The organism is Embleya sp. NPDC059237, from assembly GCF_042754105.1.
In the GTDB taxonomy this organism is placed as follows: domain Bacteria; phylum Actinomycetota; class Actinomycetes; order Streptomycetales; family Streptomycetaceae; genus Embleya.
In genome coordinates, this window is sequence record NZ_JBHZAE010000001.1 from 650920 (window position 1) to 667884 (window position 16965).

Genomic DNA, 16965 nt, shown 5'->3' on the forward strand with positions numbered 1-16965 from the left:
GGGTCGGCCTACGCGGCTCGGGCGCAGGGGGATCCGAGCGCGGCGCTGAGGACGCGCGGGGCCGGTTCGCCGGCGCGGGTGTAGGTGTGCACCAGCGCCCGGCGGACGGCCGCGAGCGCGGCGCCGGGCACCACCGCGATCGTGGGCCCGTCCGCGCCCGGCAGCGGGCGGGCCTCGATCGCGCCGGCGGCCCGCGCGTTGCGGGCGGGCTCGGCGATCGACCCGGCGATCTGCCGCGTGGTCGGCCCGCTCGCAGCGGCACCCGCCCGCCGCGGCACCGCCAGGACGAAGCGCAGGCCGAGCCCATCGGGGTCGAACGGCACGTGGTTCGGCGCGCCGCTGTCCTCCCCGAACACCATCACGTGGCCGAGCCTGGCGAACAACGCCACCGCGCCCAACGGCGGATCGCTGAGCCGGATGCGGGACCGACGGGCGTCGCCCGGCTCCGGGTCGTGGAACGCCGCCTCGATCAGCGCCGCCGTACAGGCCAGCGGGACGGCTGCGGACAGCCCGGTGCACTCCGGCAGGTCGGTGTGTACCAGCAGATCGAGCCCGCCCGCGCCGGTGGTGCCCGCGAGCACCGGGCGGGCCCACTCCGGGACCGGGCCGATGTCGCCCCTCGGGTCCACCTCCACTCCCTCGTCCGGCCGGTCGATCGAGCCGAGCCGCAACCTCCCGTCGGCGCGCGGCGCGGCGGCGACCACCACCCGCCAGGACAGCGCCACGGCGGAGCCCGCCCCGGCCCGCGAGCCGGTCCGGCGCAGCACGTATGGCGCGGACCAGACCCCGGCCGGCGGTCGGCCGAACGCCTGCGTGAAGGCGAACGGCACCAGGCGCAACACGGGCGCCGCACCGCGAGTGGTGGGCAGCGCCGCCGCCGTCGGCGGGCCGCTGTGCGGGCCGGTCATCCCGGATCCTTTCGGGCGAGGAGACGGTAGGCGTTGCTCATGCCGTGTTCGCCCGCTGCGCGGGCGAGCAGCGCGCCGACGGCGTCGAGGAGTACGGCCACGACGAAGCACGGCACGGACAGCGTGACCAGCGCGGCGCGGCGGGCCCGGCGCAGCGGGGTCGGGCCGCCGGGGACCCACGGCATCGCCGGGTTGGGCCCGAGCGCGGTGAGGGCCTGGGAGACCGCACCGGTGAAGTCGTTGCCCTGGTGTGCCCGGCCGTGTTCGCGCGCGAGCACGGTGAACCCCCGTGCGTGGAGGGCGGCTTCGAGGTTGCGCCAGGGCATCAGGTGCTGGTGCTGGGGCTGGAACAGCGGCAACCACAGGCCGCGCAACAACTGCCCGTACCGGCACTGCGGGTCGGGCAGTTCGATCAGCAATCGGCCGCCCGGCACCAGGACCTTGGCGGCGGCGTCGAGTTCGGCCAGCGGATCGCGGGTGTGCTCCAGGTAGTGGTGCATGCCGACCGCGTCGTAGCCGCCTGCCAAGTCGTCGGCCAGATCAGGGAATTGGCCCCGATACCCGGTCCGGATCCAGCCGCGCCGCGCGGCCTCGGCGACCCCGTCGCCCATGTCGAGGCCGTCGAAGACGGTGTTGGGGAGCACAGTGCGGCCGACCACACACATGTGCCCGTGGCCGGTGCCCACGTCCAGCCAGGCGCGCGGTCCGGAATCCTCCGGCGTGTGTCGGCGCAGCAGTTCGGCACGGGCGCGGTAGGTCCGGGACATGGTGCCGAACAGTGCCTCGGCGCCCGCGCCGCCGAGGCCGTCGTAGAAGTCGCGGTAGTAGTAGTCGAGCCCGGCGAGGGACAGGCGCGGGTTCTGGAAGACGTGCGTGCAGTCCCGGCACCGTTCGAGGGTGAAGCGGCCCGGTTTGCCCTGGAGGTGGTCGCGCACCCTGCGGTGCACGGCGAGGCGGTCCGAGCCGCACCACGGACAGGTGTCGCGCCGGTCCTCGAAGAAGGCACCGAGGCCGTCGGCGACGCTGCGTTCGTACGCCGGGCGCAGCGCCGCCGGATCCGGCGCCGGCCGCTTGGCCGCAGCGGTCGGGCGGGGCCCGGTGACCGCGAGGAGCCAGCGCGGCACGGCCAGGAACGGACGCAGTGCCCCGGCCCGGCCCAGGTCGCGCGGTCGCACCGGCGAGCGGCCGGCGACCACGGCGAAGGGCTGCGACCACATGGCCAGGAAGACCACCGCACCCCAGAACGGGCTGGTCACACACGCACCGGCGTACGCGGCGGCCTCACCCAGGTTGCCGATCAGGGTCGGCCACACCGGCACCCCGTTCGCTCGCAGCCGACGTTTGCGCAGCCTGGGGTCGGGCCGCATCGCGACCAGTCCGGGCGCGACCGCGTGCCCGGTGCCGAGCGCGGCGAACGGCTTGAGCCGCACCGTGAGTTCGACCAGGGCGGGGCCGTCGGGGTCGACCAGGTCGTCGGCCGGCACGGCGGCCCGGCGCAGCACGTCCTCGTGCACGAGCAGCGCGTGGCCCGCGCCCCGGCCGCGGGCGAGCGGGTCGCGGTGGATTCGGTCCGGGTCCAACCGGGCGAGCAGGGTGAGCAGTTCGTCGCTGGGCAGGTCGCCGGGAACCAGATCGAGCAGGAGCAGGTCGTGCCGCTCGGCGTGGGCGACCGCCGCGCGGATGGTGGCCTCGTCCGGGTGGACACCGGTCGCGGATACGCAGATCCAGGGGCCGGTCTGCCGGTCCTCCGTCGATACGGTGGCAAGTATGGGCAACCCGGGCAGTATCGGCAATGCGCGCAGCCGCCGGCGCAGCGTGCGCGTGCCACCCGCCAGGCCGAGCCCGATCAGCAGGGCGAGCCACGGAAACGGTCCGTCCAGGGGATTCAGCACAGCTTCTCCAGACGTTCGGCGGCGGCGTCGGCGCCGCCGGCCGCGGCGAACGAGGCACGGATCCGGGCGGCGCCCGCACGCAGTTCGGGGCGGTCCAGCGCGTCGGTGACGGCCGCGCGCAACTCGGGTACGTGCGCGCGCCCGAAGCGCACCCGGACTCCGGCGCCGGCCGCCACCACCTGGCGCGCCACGATCGGCTGGTCGTCTCGGATCGGGGCGAGCACCAGCGGCAGGCCGAACGCCAGCGCCTCGCATACGGTGTTGTGGCCGCCGTGCGTGACCACCGCGTCCAGGTACGGGAGCAGGGCCAGTTGCGGGACGAACTCGCGGACCAGGACATGCTCGGCGGGCGCCCCGGCCAGCCGCTCCGGTGCGGCCAGGATCAGCTGGAGCCGATCGGCGAGCGGCCGGGTGGCGGCCACCACGGCCGGATAGAACCGGTCGCCGGCATCGCGATTGAGCGTGCCGAGCGAGACCAGGACATGCCGGCGATCCGGATCGAGCCGGTCCCACGGGAAGTCCACCATCGCCGGCCGGCGGCCGAACGCGGGGCCCACGTAGCAGTGGTGCGCCGGGACCGGATCGGTCAGGCCGACCAGTTCCGGCGTGGAGAAGACCAGAACCAGCCGGGGCGAGAAGCGCGGATCGCAGTCGCCGGGTACCCCGGCCGCCACCGCCGCCTCGGCGATCCGGGTCCGCACCCAGTCGTCGATCTTCGGAAAGCCCACCAGCGGCCGGGTGAACTCGGCCGAAGTGGTCGCCGAAGTGGCCCATGGGACCCCGGCTTTCACAGCGGCGAAGGCGCCGGCGAAGGTCTGCTGGTCGGCCACGACCACATCCGGCCGGTAGCCGGCCACGGCCGCCGCGACGCCGGGCAGCATGGAGTGTGCGAGCGGGACCAGGGTTTCCTCGACCAGGAAGCGCAACGCGCCCACCCCACGCAGCCGTTGCCACCTCGCGTGCAGTCGGGCGTACCCGCCGGGGGCGCCGGGGGAGTCGGCAGTGGCGAACAACCGGGCGCCCAGCGGCAGCAGGTCCAGGATCTCCGGCGGCCCGCACCACACCGCCTCGTGCCCGCGCTCGGCGAGTGCGGCGGCGACCGCGACGGTGGGATTGACGTGGCCGGCGAACGGCGGCACCACGAACATGAATCTCATCGGCCGGCCCCGGGCCGCACCGACACCGGCTCGTGCCGGGGCAACCAGTCGAGCAGCGCGGCCAGTACGGGCGCGGTGGCCTCACGCAGCACGGTGTGCGCGACGCCGGGCAGCACGGTGAGCGTGCAGTGCGGGAGCAGTTCGGCCAACCGGCGTGCGGGTGGCGCCAGTTCGGACAACCCGCCGTACAGCGCAAGCACCGGGCAGGCCACCTCTGCGAGTTCGGCCTCGGTCGGGGCGCGCAGGAGGGTGACGTCCTCGATCAGGGTCGTGCCGTTCAGGAGCGCGTCGGCGCCGGCTCGCAGTCGGGCCGCCTTGCGTGCGGACCCCACGGGCAACCGTTCCGGGCCGGGATGCGCCGCCAGGCCGAGCGCGGCCAGGTTGAGTGTGTTGGCCATCTCCTCGACCCAGCCACCGGCGTACGGTTCGGCGCCGGCCGGGACGTCCAGGCACTGACCCTCGATCAGCACCAGGCTCGCCACCAAGTCGGGCCTGGACCGGGCGACATGCAGCGCGATCAGGCCGCCGAAGCTGTTGCCGACCAGGTGTACCGGGGTCGGTACGTCGCACGCGTCGAGCAGCGCGGCCAGATCGGCGACCGCGCTGTCCGGGTCGTATCCGCTGCGGGGCCGCTCGGTGCGGCCGTGTCCGCGCTGGTCGTAGAGCACGACCTCGGCGCCCGCGCGGGCGACCGGCGCGGCGAGCGTGTAGTAGAAGCTGGAGAGGTTGTCCAACACCAGACCGTGCAGGAAGACCACCGGCGTGCGCAGTGCGGGCCGGTCGGCGGGTGGGGACAACCGCTGGACGTGGAAGCGCAGGCCGTTCGCGTGCACCTCGCTCATCGACCGGCACCACGGACGGTCTCGGCGCGGGTACAGGCCGCGATGTGCTCGACCAGGCGGCCGACCGTCATCGCCATGATGTCCTCGATCTCCAGGTCGGCGAGGAAGGCGATGAAGTCGACCCGGTCGCCGTAGCGCTCCTGGAGCCGGCCGGCCAGCGCGACGAACTCGATGCTCTCCAGGGCCAGATCGTCGTCGAAGCCGCTGTCCGGGGTGATCTCGGCGGCGATCAGCAATTCCTCGCCGACGATCTCGGCGAGCATCCCGGCCACCTCGGCCAGGATCCGGTCGGCGTGCGGGTCCGCGCTCATCGGGTGCTCCCATGTGAGGTGGTGGGGATTCCTGGTTGCCGGGCGCTCGTCCACGCGACCACGTAGTGGTCGATCCGGGTGCCGTCCGAGTCGGTGATGTCCCGGGTGTGGACAAGGAGTTCGGCGCCGTCGGCTGCCGCGGGGCGGACGGACAACCCGGTCTCGTGCGCGCCGATGGGCCGGGCCGCGGTCACCACGTGCGGTGGGTGATCGGTGCCGGCCGCCCGGTCGGCCGCCTCCCTGGCACAGCGAAAGCGCAGCGCCCACAGCCCGCGCGGTTCGCTGTCGGATCCCACGAGCGAGGCCGGCACGTCGTGTGTGTCGGGTGCCGGGGGTGGGCCTTCCGGATCGAGGCGGCCGACGGCGATGCCCAGCGGTGCCGGGCCCGCGACGGCCACCCCCAGGCGGTGGTCGTGCGCGATGGCGACGTGCAGCGGGGTCGGGGCGGGGGCGTCGGGCTCGGCGACCACGTGCGCGAGCGGGCGGCCGGGGTCGGCGGTGTCGATCCGGACCTGGGCCGGGTACAGCGGGCCGTGCCCGTGCGCCCACAGGTGGTGCCGGGCCGCGTCCTTGGCCGCGACCCGCCGGAGCAGCCACCCTTGGCGGTCCCGGGGTGCCTGGGCGGCGAACTCGGCCCGCTCGGCGGTGTCCAGATAGCGGCGGGTCACCAGGTCCTGCGCGGCGGGGTCGGGCCACCGGGTGCGCAGCAGACACCAACCCTCCGGCTGCGGCTCGGCGATGCCGGTGGTGTGCGGGGTGAACTTCATCGGCCACACCCGCTCGTCGGCGGCGAACCGGCGATAGACCCAGTCGCGCACCCGGATCCGTACCGCGCCCGTGCCCGGGTCGACCAACTCGACGTCGCCGCGCACCGTGGTGGGCCCGATCTCCCGGATCCGGGCGGTGGCCAACAGCCGGGCGCCCGGCTCGGGTTCCGGCCCGTACCCGTCGATTGCCGCGACCGACATCGGGAACACCAGGCGGTCCGTGGTCAGCCGCAACTGCATCCAGTGGCCAAGCAGTTGCCCGGCCGCGTCGAGGAGCGCCCCGGGTGCGGGCAGCGCGCGCAGGATGCCCCGGATGCCGTCGTCGGCGACGGTCAACACCTGCTCGACCCCGGCGAATCCGGGTCCGTGGAACATCCAACGGTCCCCGTACAGATCCGGCGCGCGCACCGGCGCCGGGCCCTCGCCGGTCAGCGGTGTGCGGTCGGGGCCCGGCCCGGGGCGGACGGCGGTCTCGTCGGTGAGCAGCACCTCGGCGGACATGTACCGGCCGAACGCGATCCGGATCCGGTCCGGGTCCACGGTGGTGCGGACCCGTTCGGTGTCGGTAGGCGGAGCCACCGGCAACCAGCGCAGGGAACGTACGTCCCGATACCCGACGACCACCCGACCCGGCCCGGCCGCGCTCAGCGCCTCGTCGCCGGCCAGCCGGATCAGCGTGGTCATCGGCACCACCGGGAACCGGTCCGCCGGGTCCGGCCACCACTCGGGCTGCTCGTAGACGCAGTGGTCGCGGACGTAGGGGTGGTCGACGAGCGAGAAACGGTACGCCCGGCGCGAGTCGGTGTCGCCGTCGCTGTCGCTGCCGGGCGGCGGCGCGGGCAACCCGGGCGCCTCGGCTTCGCCGGCCGTTCTCGCTGCCATGGCCGCCGCCACCGTGCGCTCGGCCTCGGCGAGCGTCGCGTGGAACGCCGCCAGCACCGGATGCGTGGAGATGGCGGGCGGGCGAGACGTACCGGTCAACCGCAGCGACCCGGCGGCCGGCCCCAACGCGACCACGGGGGAACCGAGATCGAGCCGGACGATCGGTCCGGCGGGCGGTCGTGCGGCGACGCGGTCGATGCCGGGCCCGGACTCCGGCTCGGTCGCGGGCAGGCCCGTTCGTACCGGCCCCCGCGGATCGATCGCCGCGCCCTCCACCCACAGCGCCGCCACCGCTCGGCAAAAGCCCGCCAGGCCCGGGCGCAGCGTGGAGTGGGCGGCCACGGCCAGCGCGTCGCAGCCGCGCAGGGTGTCGTGTACGAAGCCGACCAGGCTGCCCGCGCCGGGCTGGACGAACACCCGTACACCGCCCGCGTACAGCTCCTCGATCAACTCCCGGAACCGCACCGGTTCGAGAAGGTGACGTACGGTCAGCTCGCGAACCGCGGCGGCATCCGCCGGATACGGCGCGATGGAGGTCGCCGACCACACCGGCAGGCGCGGGGTACACAGCGGCAGTTGCTCGAACGCGTCGGCCACCTGCCCGAGGTAGGGCGCCCACATCGGGGTGTGGAAGCCGGACCGGAACGGCAGTTCGCCGCCCATCACGCCCTCCCGACGCAGCCGACCCAACACCTCGGTAACGGCCGCGGCCGGACCACAAATCACGCTCTGGTTCGAGCAGTTGTCGTGCGAGACCACCACCGGCTCGGTGCCCACGTGCCGTTCGGCCACCGCGACGCCGCAGCCCACCGCCGCGTAAACCAGGTCCGGGACGTCCAGCGAGTCGGGGCGCAGCGACGCGAGGAAGCCGTCCACCGCCGTGCGCGGGTACATCCCGGCGACCACCATCGCGGTCCACTCGCCCATGCTGTGCCCGGCCAGCAGATCCGGTACCAGACCCGCCCGTTCCAGCTCGGCGGCCAGGAACCGGCCTGCGGTCAGCGCGTCCACCGCCCGGCCGACCAGGTCCTCGGCGCCGGTGGTCTCGGGCCGGGGCCGGCCGTATGCATCGGCCAGGTCGTCCAGGCGCGGCGATATCTCCGGCTCCAGACCGGGAAACAGGAACGCGACCCGCCCCGGATCGGCCGCGTGCGGCCCGAGCAGCGGACGCGGGGTGAACCAGATCTCGGCCCGGCCGCGCCACGGCACCCCGCGCTCCACGGCACGCGCGGCCAGCGCGAGCCGCTTCGGCGTGGGATCGGCGACCGCGAGCCGACAGGGGCCGGCGAAGCCGGTCGAACCGGTCGACCCGCTCGGGTCCGCCCGATCGGCGAGCAGCCGGAGCAACTCGGGCACCGAATCGGCGGCCAGCGTGAGCACATCGGGCAACTCGCCCGCGCCCACCGACCGCCCGCCCCGGGTCGGCAGTGCCACCGCCCGCCCCGCCGGCGGCTGTTCCAGCACCGCGTGCGCATTCACCCCGCCGAAGCCGAACGCGTCGACCGCCGCCAGCCGTCCGCCCGCCGGGTTGACCGGCCACGCCTCGGCCCGACCCTGCGGGCGCATCCGGGTGCCGGCGAAGCCCGGATGCGGGTCGTCCACATGCAGGGTCGGCGGCAACGTGCGGTGATGCAGGGCGAGTGCCGCCTTGAGCAGACCGGCCATCCCCGACGCCTGCATCGTGTGTCCGATGTTGGACTTGATCGTGCCGAGCGCGACATCCGCCGGCCCGTTTCTTACGCGCGGCCCGAACACCTTGCCCAGTGTGACGAGTTCCGCCTCGTCCCCGACGGGGGTCCCGGTCCCGTGCGCCTCGACCAGACCGAGCAGGCCCGGTTCCGTCGGATCCAACCCGGCGGCCCGCCACGCCTGTTCCAGCGCCCGGACCTGCCCTTCCACCAGCGGACTCAGCAGACTCGCGGCCCGGCCGTCACTCGACACGCCGACGCCGCGCACCACCGCGTACACCCGGTCGCCGTCGCGTTCGGCGTCGGCGAAACGCTTGAGCAACACCGCGCCGGTGCCCTCGGCGATCAGCGTGCCGTCCGCCGCCCGGTCGAACGGCCTGATGTGCTCGCTCGCGCTGAGCGCCCGCAACTGGGTGAACACACTCCACAGCGTGGCGATGTGGCAGTGGTGCGCGGCGCCCGCGATCACCGCGTCGCAACGCCCGGACCGCAACTCGGCGGCGGCCTGGTCCAGGGCGAGCAGCGAGGTCGCGCAGGCCGCGTCCAGCGTGTAGGCGGGCCCGCCCAGGTCGAGCCGGTTGGCGATCCGGGACGCCGTGAAACTCGGCACCAGGCCGATCGAGGCCTCGGGTTGCTCGGGGCCGAGCGACGCCTGGAACGCCTCTCGGATCGCGGCCACTCGGTCCCGATCCAGCTCCGGTGCCAACTCGCCAAGGAGGGCGGCAAGTTGATGCGCCGTGCGCACCCGCTGATCGAGCCGAGCGGTGGCCACGCCCATATAGCCGCCACGACCGAAGACCACGCCGACCCGGGACCGGTCCGGCAGTCGACCCTCGCCACCCGCGTCGGCGATCGCCTCGGCGGCGGCCCGCAGCGCGAGCAACTGGTCCGGTTCGGCGCCGGCGACCACGGCGGGCATGATGCCGAAGCGCACCGGATCGAAGGTGGCCAGGTCGTCCACGAAACCGCCGCGCCGGCAGTAGAACCGGTCGCCGCGAGCGGGCTCGCCGGCCGTGCCCGGCGCGTAGTGCAGCGCCGGATCCCACCGATGCGGCGGCACGTCGGTGATCGCGTCCACCCCCGACTCGATCAGCCGCCACAGCGCGTCGGGCCCGGCCGCGCCCGGGAAGATCGCACCGATCCCGACGATCGCCGCATCGTCCGGACGCGGGCCGCGCACGCTCATCCGGCCACCGACCCGTCGGCCGGCAGGCAGACGTACACGGCCTGCGGGTCCGTACCGGCGGCCAGTTCGTCCAGCAGCGCCCGCACACCGTGTTCCGGATCGATCAACGGCACGCCGCGCCGGGCGTATTCGCGGGCCAACTCCGCCGTCACCATGCCGCCGCCGGTCGCCGCCCACGGACCCCAGTCGATGGTCACCACCCGCCGGGCCACCGGCGCGAGGGTGTCGTCGGACCCGGCCGACCAGTGCCACGCGAGGGTGGCCAGGGCGTCGTTGGCCGCCGCGTAGTCGGTCTGGCCCCGATTGCCGTACACCCCGGCCACGCTGCCGAACATGGCCAGGAACGCCGGCGGCGCCAGGGTCGGGCGCAGTGTGCGCAGCGCCGCGACCAGGGCCCGGGCCCCGGCCACCTTCGTGGCGAACACCCGCCGGCACGACTCCGCGCTCTTGTCCGCGAGGAGCCGATCGGCCAGTACACCGGCGCCGTGCACGATGCCGTCCAGCCGGCCGTGCCGCTCGGCGATGCCGGTCAGGATCCGGCGGACCGCGTCGGCGTCGGTGACGTCGGCCGCGTGCAGCCGTACCGAGGCGGCGTGCTCGGCCGCCTCGGCCAGCGTCGCCCGCACCTCGCGGCGGTGCAGGATCCGGGTCGACTCGGCCTCGATCAGGACCGGTTCGCGCATCCCGCCCGCGATCAACGCGGCCCGCAGCGCGGGCGCGTCCGGCGCGGCGGCGAGCGCTGCCGGCTCCGGCTCGTCGTCGAGGCCGGTGCGGCCCAGGAGTTCGATGTGGCACCCGGTGGCCCGGGCCAGGCCGATCGCCGCCCGGGCGGTGATGCCCCGCGCGCCGCCGGTCAGCAGCACCACCGAGGCCGGGCCGATGCGCTCGCGCAGCAGGGCGTCCCGGTCGGCGGGCGGCAGGTCCGGGAGCGGCGCCGGCCGCGGGTGCAGGGTCACCCGGTGTTCGCCGGCCAGGCCGCGCAGGACCGGTGCGCCGGGCTCGGGCCGATCGGGGGTGCGGCCCAGTTCGACCAGGAGCCGATGGGCGAGCCGGGCGGGTTCGGTCTTGGCATCCAGGTCCAGCACCCGGACCACCCGATCGGGATACTCCAGCGCGGCGGCCCGGGCGAACCCGGCCAACCCCGCCCCCGGCACCGGATCCGGCCCGGCGGCCTCCGGACCCCGGCCGAACCGACCGCCGCCGGCGGTGACCAGGAACACCTGCCGTACGCCGGCCACGAGCGCGTCCCGCAACAGCGCGAAGGCGTCGGGGAACACGGGGTCGGGACCGTCGGCGAGCGCGCCGAGGTGTACGAGCGTGTCCACCTCCGCCCAGCCCGGATCCGCACCCGCCTCGACCCGATCCCGAGCCCGCGACTCCACCACGACCCCGTGCGCGGCCAGTACATCGGCCAACGCCCAGGCGATGCCGCCCCCGTCCTCGACCAGCACCACGCGCCGGCCACGCAACTGCTCGCCGGCGAGCGGGCCTTCCGGGGCGCCAGGCGCCACCGCGGGCGGCTCCTCGACCGGCACACACTCCACGACATGCCGGGTGGGCCGGCCGGTGAGGGGAGCGGCAGGCTCGTCCACCGTCGGCTCGATCGGCACCGCCCGTTCGTTCCCGGCGGACCCCGCCTCCAGCACCCCGGCCACGATCGCGTCGATCGTCTTGACCCTGGCCAGCCGCTCGATCACCTCCGCGTCGACCGGCTCGGCGTCGACCACGCCCACGCCCGTGCCGCCGGCAAGGCGCAACCGCAGCGCCAGTTCGCCGATGATCTCGGTGCGTTTGATCGAGTCGACGGACAGGTCCGCCTCCAGGTCCAGGGCCGGATCGAGCATGTCCTTCGGGTAGCCGGTCCGGGTGCCCACGATGTCGAGGACCACGTCCAACACCTGCGCGCGGGTGAGCGGCCCGACCGGTGCGGCCGGTGTGGCCGGTTCCACCCGGACCGGAGCCGGCCCCACCCGCACGGGAGTCGGCTCCGGTGCGAGCACGATCGGCGGCGACTCGGGAAGCCCGCCCGGTACGCCCAGGTAGCCGAGCAGCACCTCACGCTGTGCGGCGACAGCGGCCCGCGCGCCGGCCAGGTATTCGAGCACCACCGCGTCCCGCGCCGAGCGCTCCGGCACACCCGACTCGACCACCGGCCCGGTCGGCAGCGGGGCCACCGGGGTCGCCGGGCGCAGCCCACCCGCCACCGGCCGGCCGTCGGCGGTCCGCACCAGATGGCCGTCCACCGTCCAGGCCGGTCGCGGGCCGGGCTCGACGTCCTGCGGCCGCACCCGCCCGGCCAGCCCGCCCGCGACCCGCACGGGCACGCCGGCGACGGCGAGTTCGGCGAGCGCGGTGAGCAGTCGGCGCAGCCCGTCCTCACCGGGGACGTCGCACGCCACCGCGGTGTGCGGCCGGTCGCCGAGGATGGCGCCGACCATGCCGGTCAGCGCCCGACCCGGTCCGGCCTCGACGAAGATCCGCACCCCCGCCGCGTACATCGCCTCGATCTGCTCGGCGAACCGCACCGGCTCGGCCACCTGACGGGCCATCAGCGCACGGATCTCGTCGGGCGCGTCCGGGTAGCGCGCCGCGGTGCCGTTGGACCACACCGGGATTCTGGGCGCACGAACGTCCAGGTCCGCGACGGCGACCGCGAGGGTGTCGGCCGCCGCCGCGACCACAGGACTGTGGAACGCGCACGCCACCGGCAGCCGCCGGGCCGACAGGCCCGCCTCGGCCAGCGCGGTGATCGCCGAGGTCAGGGCCGCCTCCGGGCCGGACACCACGGTCTGGGTCGGCGTATTGCGGTTCGCGAGCACCACGCCGTCGAGTCCGGCCAGCACCTCGGCCACCCGGTCCGCGCCGGCCGTGACCGCCGCCATCGCGCCGGGTTCCGCGCCGGCGGCGGCCAGCACCGCCGCCGCGCGCACCTCGCCGAGCCGGCCCAGGTCTGCGGTGGCCAGTACGCCCGCCGACCACAACGCTGCCACCTCGCCGTAGCTGTGCCCCGCGACCTGGTCCGGCCACACCCCGAACCGGTCGAGCAGCCGGGTCAGCGCGACCGCGGTCACCCCGAGCGCGGGCTGCGCCCGGCGGGTATCGGTGAGCCGCGCCGCCTGCGCGGCCCGCTCCTCCGCATCGAACGCCGCCGCCGGAAACATGGCCCGCACACACTCGGGATCGATGTCCCGCAGCCCGTCGCACAGTTCGGAAAACCGGGCAAACAGATCGGCGAGCATCCCCGGCCGCTGACTCCCCTGCCCGGGATACAAAAACGCCACCTGCCCACTTGCCTCGGCGCCCGCTTCGGTGGCGAGCCCGGTCTCCACCCCGACCTCCGCGTCCTTGCGGTGGAAGATCTCGCCTGCGGCATCGACCGCCCCCGCCCGGGCCAGAGTCAGCTTCACCCGCAGATCCGCGTGATCAGCCGCAACGAAAGCGATCTGCACCGGGATCTCGGCGTCCGACCCGGGCTCGACAACTTCGTCCGCGATCGCCGCCAACCCCCGCAACGGCAGATCCTGGCCCGCATCCAGCCGCGCCGCCAGCCGATCGAGCGCCGCGTGCGCCGCCGCCCGGTCCGCGCCGCGAAAGCAGAACAGCTCGACCGGCCACGCGGCATCCGCACCGCCCGGCCCGCCCACCCCGGACGGCTCCGAACCCGCCAGCACGGCGTGGAAGTTGGTGCCCCCGAAGCCGAACGCGCTCACCCCGGCGATGCGCTCGCCCACCGGCGCCGTCCACGGGCGGGCCCGGTTGTCGAACACGAACGGCCCCGCGTCCGGCGGTCGGCGCAGATGCAGCGTCGGCGGATGCACCCCGAAGTGCACCGCGAGCGCCGCCTTGGCCAGCCCGGCCAGCCCCGCCGCACACTTCGTGTGGCCGATCTGCGACTTCACCGAGCCCACCGCGCAGGCGCCGGGAGCGGCGCCATGCGCGGTGAACACCTCGGTGAGGGTGTCCAGTTCGGCCCGGTCGCCGACCACCGTCCCGGTGCCGTGCGCCTCGACCAGGCCGACCCGCGCCGGCGACACGCCCGCCGCCCGGTAGGCGCGTTCCAGCGCCCGTCGCTGACCCTCGGGGCGCGGCGCGGTCAACCCGAGCGAACGCCCGTCGCTGGACCCGCCGACACCCTTGACCACCGCGTAGATCCGGTCGCCGTCCCGTTCGGCGTCCGCAAGCCGCTTGAGCAGCACGCACACCGCGCCCTCGCCCAGCGCGATCCCGTCCGCGTCCGCGTCGAAGGTCGCGCACCGCCCGGTCGGCGACAACGCCCGCACCGAGGAGAACATCAGGTAGTCGTTGATCCCGTTGTGGGTGTCCACCCCACCGCACAGGACCAGATCGCTGGACCCGGTGTTCAGTTCCTTGCAGGCCAGGTCGAGCGCGGCCAACGAGGCCGCGCACGCGGCGTCCACGGTGAAGTTGACCCCGCCCAGATCGAGCCGGTTGGCGATCCGGCCGGCGATCACGTTGGCCAGCACACCGGGAAAGGAGTCCTCGGTGGGGGAGGGCAGTTGCCGGTCCAGATCGGCCGGCAGCGCGCCGAAGTACCCCGGGAACAACGCCCGGAAGCCGTACGCGCCCGCCAGGTCGGTGCCCGCCTCGGCGCCGAAGATCACCGAGGTCCGTTCCCGGGCGAAGGCCCGCCCGGGGCCGTATCCGGCGTCGGCCAGCGCCCCCGACGCCACGTGCAGCGCCAGCAATTGGGCCGGTTCGATCGCGGCGAGCGAGGCGGGCGGGATGCCGTAGCCGGTCGCGTCGAAGCCGATCGCGGGTACGAACCCGCCCCACTTGGACGGCGTCCGCCCGGCCGGCACCGCCCCCGGCGCCGCACCGCGGACCGAACCGCGCGCGGTCGCGCCCGGTTCGGTGCTCGGCGCGAAGTACCGCGCGGTGTCCCAGCGTTCGCGCGGCACCTCGGTCACCGCGTCCACGCCGGCCAGGATGTTGCGCCAGTAGCTCGCCAGGTCCGGCGCGCCGGGAAGCACACAGGCCATGCCCACGATCGCCACGTCCTGCGGCCGGGGTGGGGCCGGTCGGTCCGCCCCGCCCATCTCGCGCAGCCGGCGGGCCAGCCACGCGGTCGACCCGGTGGTGACCTCGCGATGCAGTGCGGCCACGTCGGTCGGCGCGGACCGCAATACCGCGGCTTGGCCCAGCATGAACATGCCCTCCCGGCGCTGCGCGTCCGGGTCCACCGCGACCAGCCTGTCCGCCTCCCGGCGCAGCCCCTTGCCGGCGATCCGCAACCGGCCCAGGTTCAGCTGCTCCAACTCGGCCCACACCTCGCGGGCCGGGACCCCGCGCGACTCCAGATCGCGCCGGCGGGCCTCGAACGCGGCCACGAACGGCGTGTGGGCACAGCGCGTGGCATGCCCGGGCGCGGTCTGGACCAGCGCGGTCGCCGCACACTCGACCGCCGCAGCCTGGAACCCTGGCACGATCGCCCCGCCCGCCACCGCCTCGCGGGTGAACAGGTACGCGGTGCCCATCAGCACGCCGACCGAGGCCCCGCGCTCGACCAGCGGCGCCGTCGCCGCGGCCACCATCGCCGCCGAGCGCGCGTCGTGGATCCCGCCCGCGAACAGCAGGTCCAACCCGGCCGCGCCGCCGTGCCGTTCGGCGAACGCGAGCAGCGTGTCCACCTGCGCCTCCCACAGCGGGAAGCTGGCGCGCGGCCCGACGTGCCCGCCGCATTCGGTGCCCTCGAAGACGAATCGCCGGGCCCCCTCGCGCAGGAACTGGCCCAGCAGCCCGGGGGAGGGCGCGTGCAGGTAGGTGCGGATCCCGGCGGCCTCCAACGGCGCGGCCCGATCCGGCCGACCACCCGCGATCAGCGCATACGGCGGATGGGCGGCGAGCACCGCGGCCACCTGCTCCTCGCGCAACTCCGGCGGCGCGAAGCCCAGCAGGCCCGCGCCCCACGGCAGATCACCGAGCAGCGCGCCGGTCTCCGCGAGCAGCGCGCGCACCTCGGGGCCGCGCAGCAGGGACAGCGCCAGAAAGGGCAACCCGCCCGCCCGGGCCACCTCGTGGGCGAAGGCGGCCCGGTCGCTCACCCGCGTCATCGGCCCCTGTACCGGCCGCAGCCGCGCACCGTGCCGGGCGGCCGAGACCACGTGGTCCACGATCGCCTCGCGCACCGCGCACACCACCCGACCAGCGGTGCCGTACCGATCCGCGAGCCGAGCGGCCGACCCGCCGTCCTGCCCGACCGGCAACAACTCGCGATGCAGTCCGCCCGCGCCCAGCGCGAGGCCGAGATCGCCGGCCACCGCCGCGACGAGGCGGTCGATCGGCAGATCCGGCCGGCGATACACCCGATGCCCCCGGATCACGACCGTCTCGCTGCCGTCCATCGCCCGGACCGCCGCCGCCACATCGGCCGGCAGCGTGCTCTCCGCGACCAGGGCCAGCTGGGTGTCCAGCAGCACCCCGGCGGCGCCGCCCGCGACCGCCGCGGCGGCGGTGTGCGGCCCGATCCCACCGGCCGCCCAGACCGGCACCGTCACCCGTGCGTCCGCTAGCAACTGCTGCAGCAGCACGAACGTGGTCAACTCACCGCATCGGCCGCCGCTTTCCGCGCCTCGCGCGATCACCCCCGCCGCGCCGGCGGCCACCGCCGCGTGCGCCTGCTCGGCGCATGTGACCTCGACCAGGACCCGCCGTCCGGGACCGGCGTCGGCGATCGACCACGGCGCGTCGGGCGCGAGCATCACCGTGTCCACCTGCTCGGGCAGCTCCCGCGGCCCGAGCGGACAACCCACCGGCACCCGCACGCCGAAGCCCGCGAGCACGCCCGCCCGGGACAACCCGGCCAGCGCCGGCCCGCGTTCCCGGCCGAGGTCGAGCACCGCGAGCGCGCCGGCCCGATGTGCGGCGATCACGAGTGGGGCGTCGGGGCGCCCCAGGGGGCTCACCGCGAGAACCTGATCGCGACGCGGGGACGTCGACGTCATGGGCAAGTGCCTCCATCCGGGAAACCTGCGAGGAACCGGTCGGTGCGGGCGGCAGGGGCGCGAACGTACGGTCAGGCATGGCGAATTGCCCCGGCGACGCCCGAGTCGGGTCGTCCGTGGCGGTGGGCGAACGTGCGTGTCGTGGTGGAAAGCCCGTGCAACCGCGAAAAGCGGTACGGAATCGAAAAATCGGCCACAGTCGAACCACCGCGCCGTATCGTCGGTTTCGGACATCCAGGAGTCAACGACGAACCGGCCGTCGCCCCTCCACTCGCGAACACCCCCACGAACGCCCGTCGAACCCCGCCGCACCCGGGCGACACCGGGGCGATACCCGGCCGACACGCGGCGCCCCGGCCCACCGGATCGA

At 75.1% G+C, this 16965-nt stretch carries 7 protein-coding genes; all 7 read right to left on the reverse strand.

Going from position 1 to position 16965, the window contains the following annotated elements:
- Positions 1-8: 8 nt before the first annotated feature.
- From ACFXKZ_RS02955 to ACFXKZ_RS02985, 7 genes are read right to left on the reverse strand one after another with little or no spacing between them, the layout of a single operon-like run.
- Complete coding sequence (locus tag ACFXKZ_RS02955) at positions 9-908, reverse strand: hypothetical protein (protein WP_379995720.1); 900 nt, start codon at positions 906-908, stop codon at positions 9-11.
- A complete protein-coding gene (locus ACFXKZ_RS02960) occupies positions 905-2800 on the reverse strand; it encodes a class I SAM-dependent methyltransferase (protein WP_379995722.1) in 1896 nt (631 codons plus the stop codon). Before ACFXKZ_RS02960 ends, ACFXKZ_RS02955 begins: the two co-directional genes overlap by 4 nt.
- Entirely contained in the window at positions 2794-3957 is a 1164-nt protein-coding gene (locus ACFXKZ_RS02965; RefSeq protein WP_379995724.1) for a glycosyltransferase, read from the reverse strand. Before ACFXKZ_RS02965 ends, ACFXKZ_RS02960 begins: the two co-directional genes overlap by 7 nt.
- Positions 3954-4799 (reverse strand): alpha/beta fold hydrolase, encoded by an 846-nt coding sequence (locus ACFXKZ_RS02970; RefSeq protein ID WP_379995726.1) that lies wholly within the window; start codon positions 4797-4799, stop codon positions 3954-3956. Before ACFXKZ_RS02970 ends, ACFXKZ_RS02965 begins: the two co-directional genes overlap by 4 nt.
- Positions 4796-5110 carry an acyl carrier protein gene (locus ACFXKZ_RS02975; protein ID WP_379995728.1) on the reverse strand — a complete coding sequence of 105 codons (315 nt, stop codon included), beginning with the start codon at positions 5108-5110 and terminating at the stop codon, positions 4796-4798. The genes ACFXKZ_RS02970 and ACFXKZ_RS02975 overlap by 4 nt, the downstream gene beginning before the upstream one ends.
- Positions 5107-9633 (reverse strand): beta-ketoacyl synthase N-terminal-like domain-containing protein, encoded by a 4527-nt coding sequence (locus ACFXKZ_RS02980; protein WP_379995730.1) that lies wholly within the window; start codon positions 9631-9633, stop codon positions 5107-5109. The genes ACFXKZ_RS02975 and ACFXKZ_RS02980 overlap by 4 nt, the downstream gene beginning before the upstream one ends.
- On the reverse strand, positions 9630-16595 hold the full coding sequence (locus tag ACFXKZ_RS02985) for an SDR family NAD(P)-dependent oxidoreductase (protein WP_379995732.1): 6966 nt from the start codon (positions 16593-16595) through the stop codon (positions 9630-9632). Before ACFXKZ_RS02985 ends, ACFXKZ_RS02980 begins: the two co-directional genes overlap by 4 nt.
- Positions 16596-16965: the final 370 nt, after the last annotated feature.

What these genes read in the sequence shown, in the direction of transcription:
- ACFXKZ_RS02970 (WP_379995726.1), bottom strand. Translation starts at nt 4,799, where the DNA reads ATGAGCGAGGTGCACGCGAACGGCCTGCGCTTCCACGTCCAGCGGTTG.
- ACFXKZ_RS02985 (WP_379995732.1), bottom strand. Translation starts at nt 16,595, where the DNA reads ATGACGTCGACGTCCCCGCGTCGCGATCAGGTTCTCGCGGTGAGCCCC.
- ACFXKZ_RS02965 (WP_379995724.1), bottom strand. Translation starts at nt 3,957, where the DNA reads ATGAGATTCATGTTCGTGGTGCCGCCGTTCGCCGGCCACGTCAATCCC.
- ACFXKZ_RS02980 (WP_379995730.1), bottom strand. Translation starts at nt 9,633, where the DNA reads ATGAGCGTGCGCGGCCCGCGTCCGGACGATGCGGCGATCGTCGGGATC.
- ACFXKZ_RS02955 (WP_379995720.1), bottom strand. Translation starts at nt 908, where the DNA reads ATGACCGGCCCGCACAGCGGCCCGCCGACGGCGGCGGCGCTGCCCACC.
- ACFXKZ_RS02975 (WP_379995728.1), bottom strand. Translation starts at nt 5,110, where the DNA reads ATGAGCGCGGACCCGCACGCCGACCGGATCCTGGCCGAGGTGGCCGGG.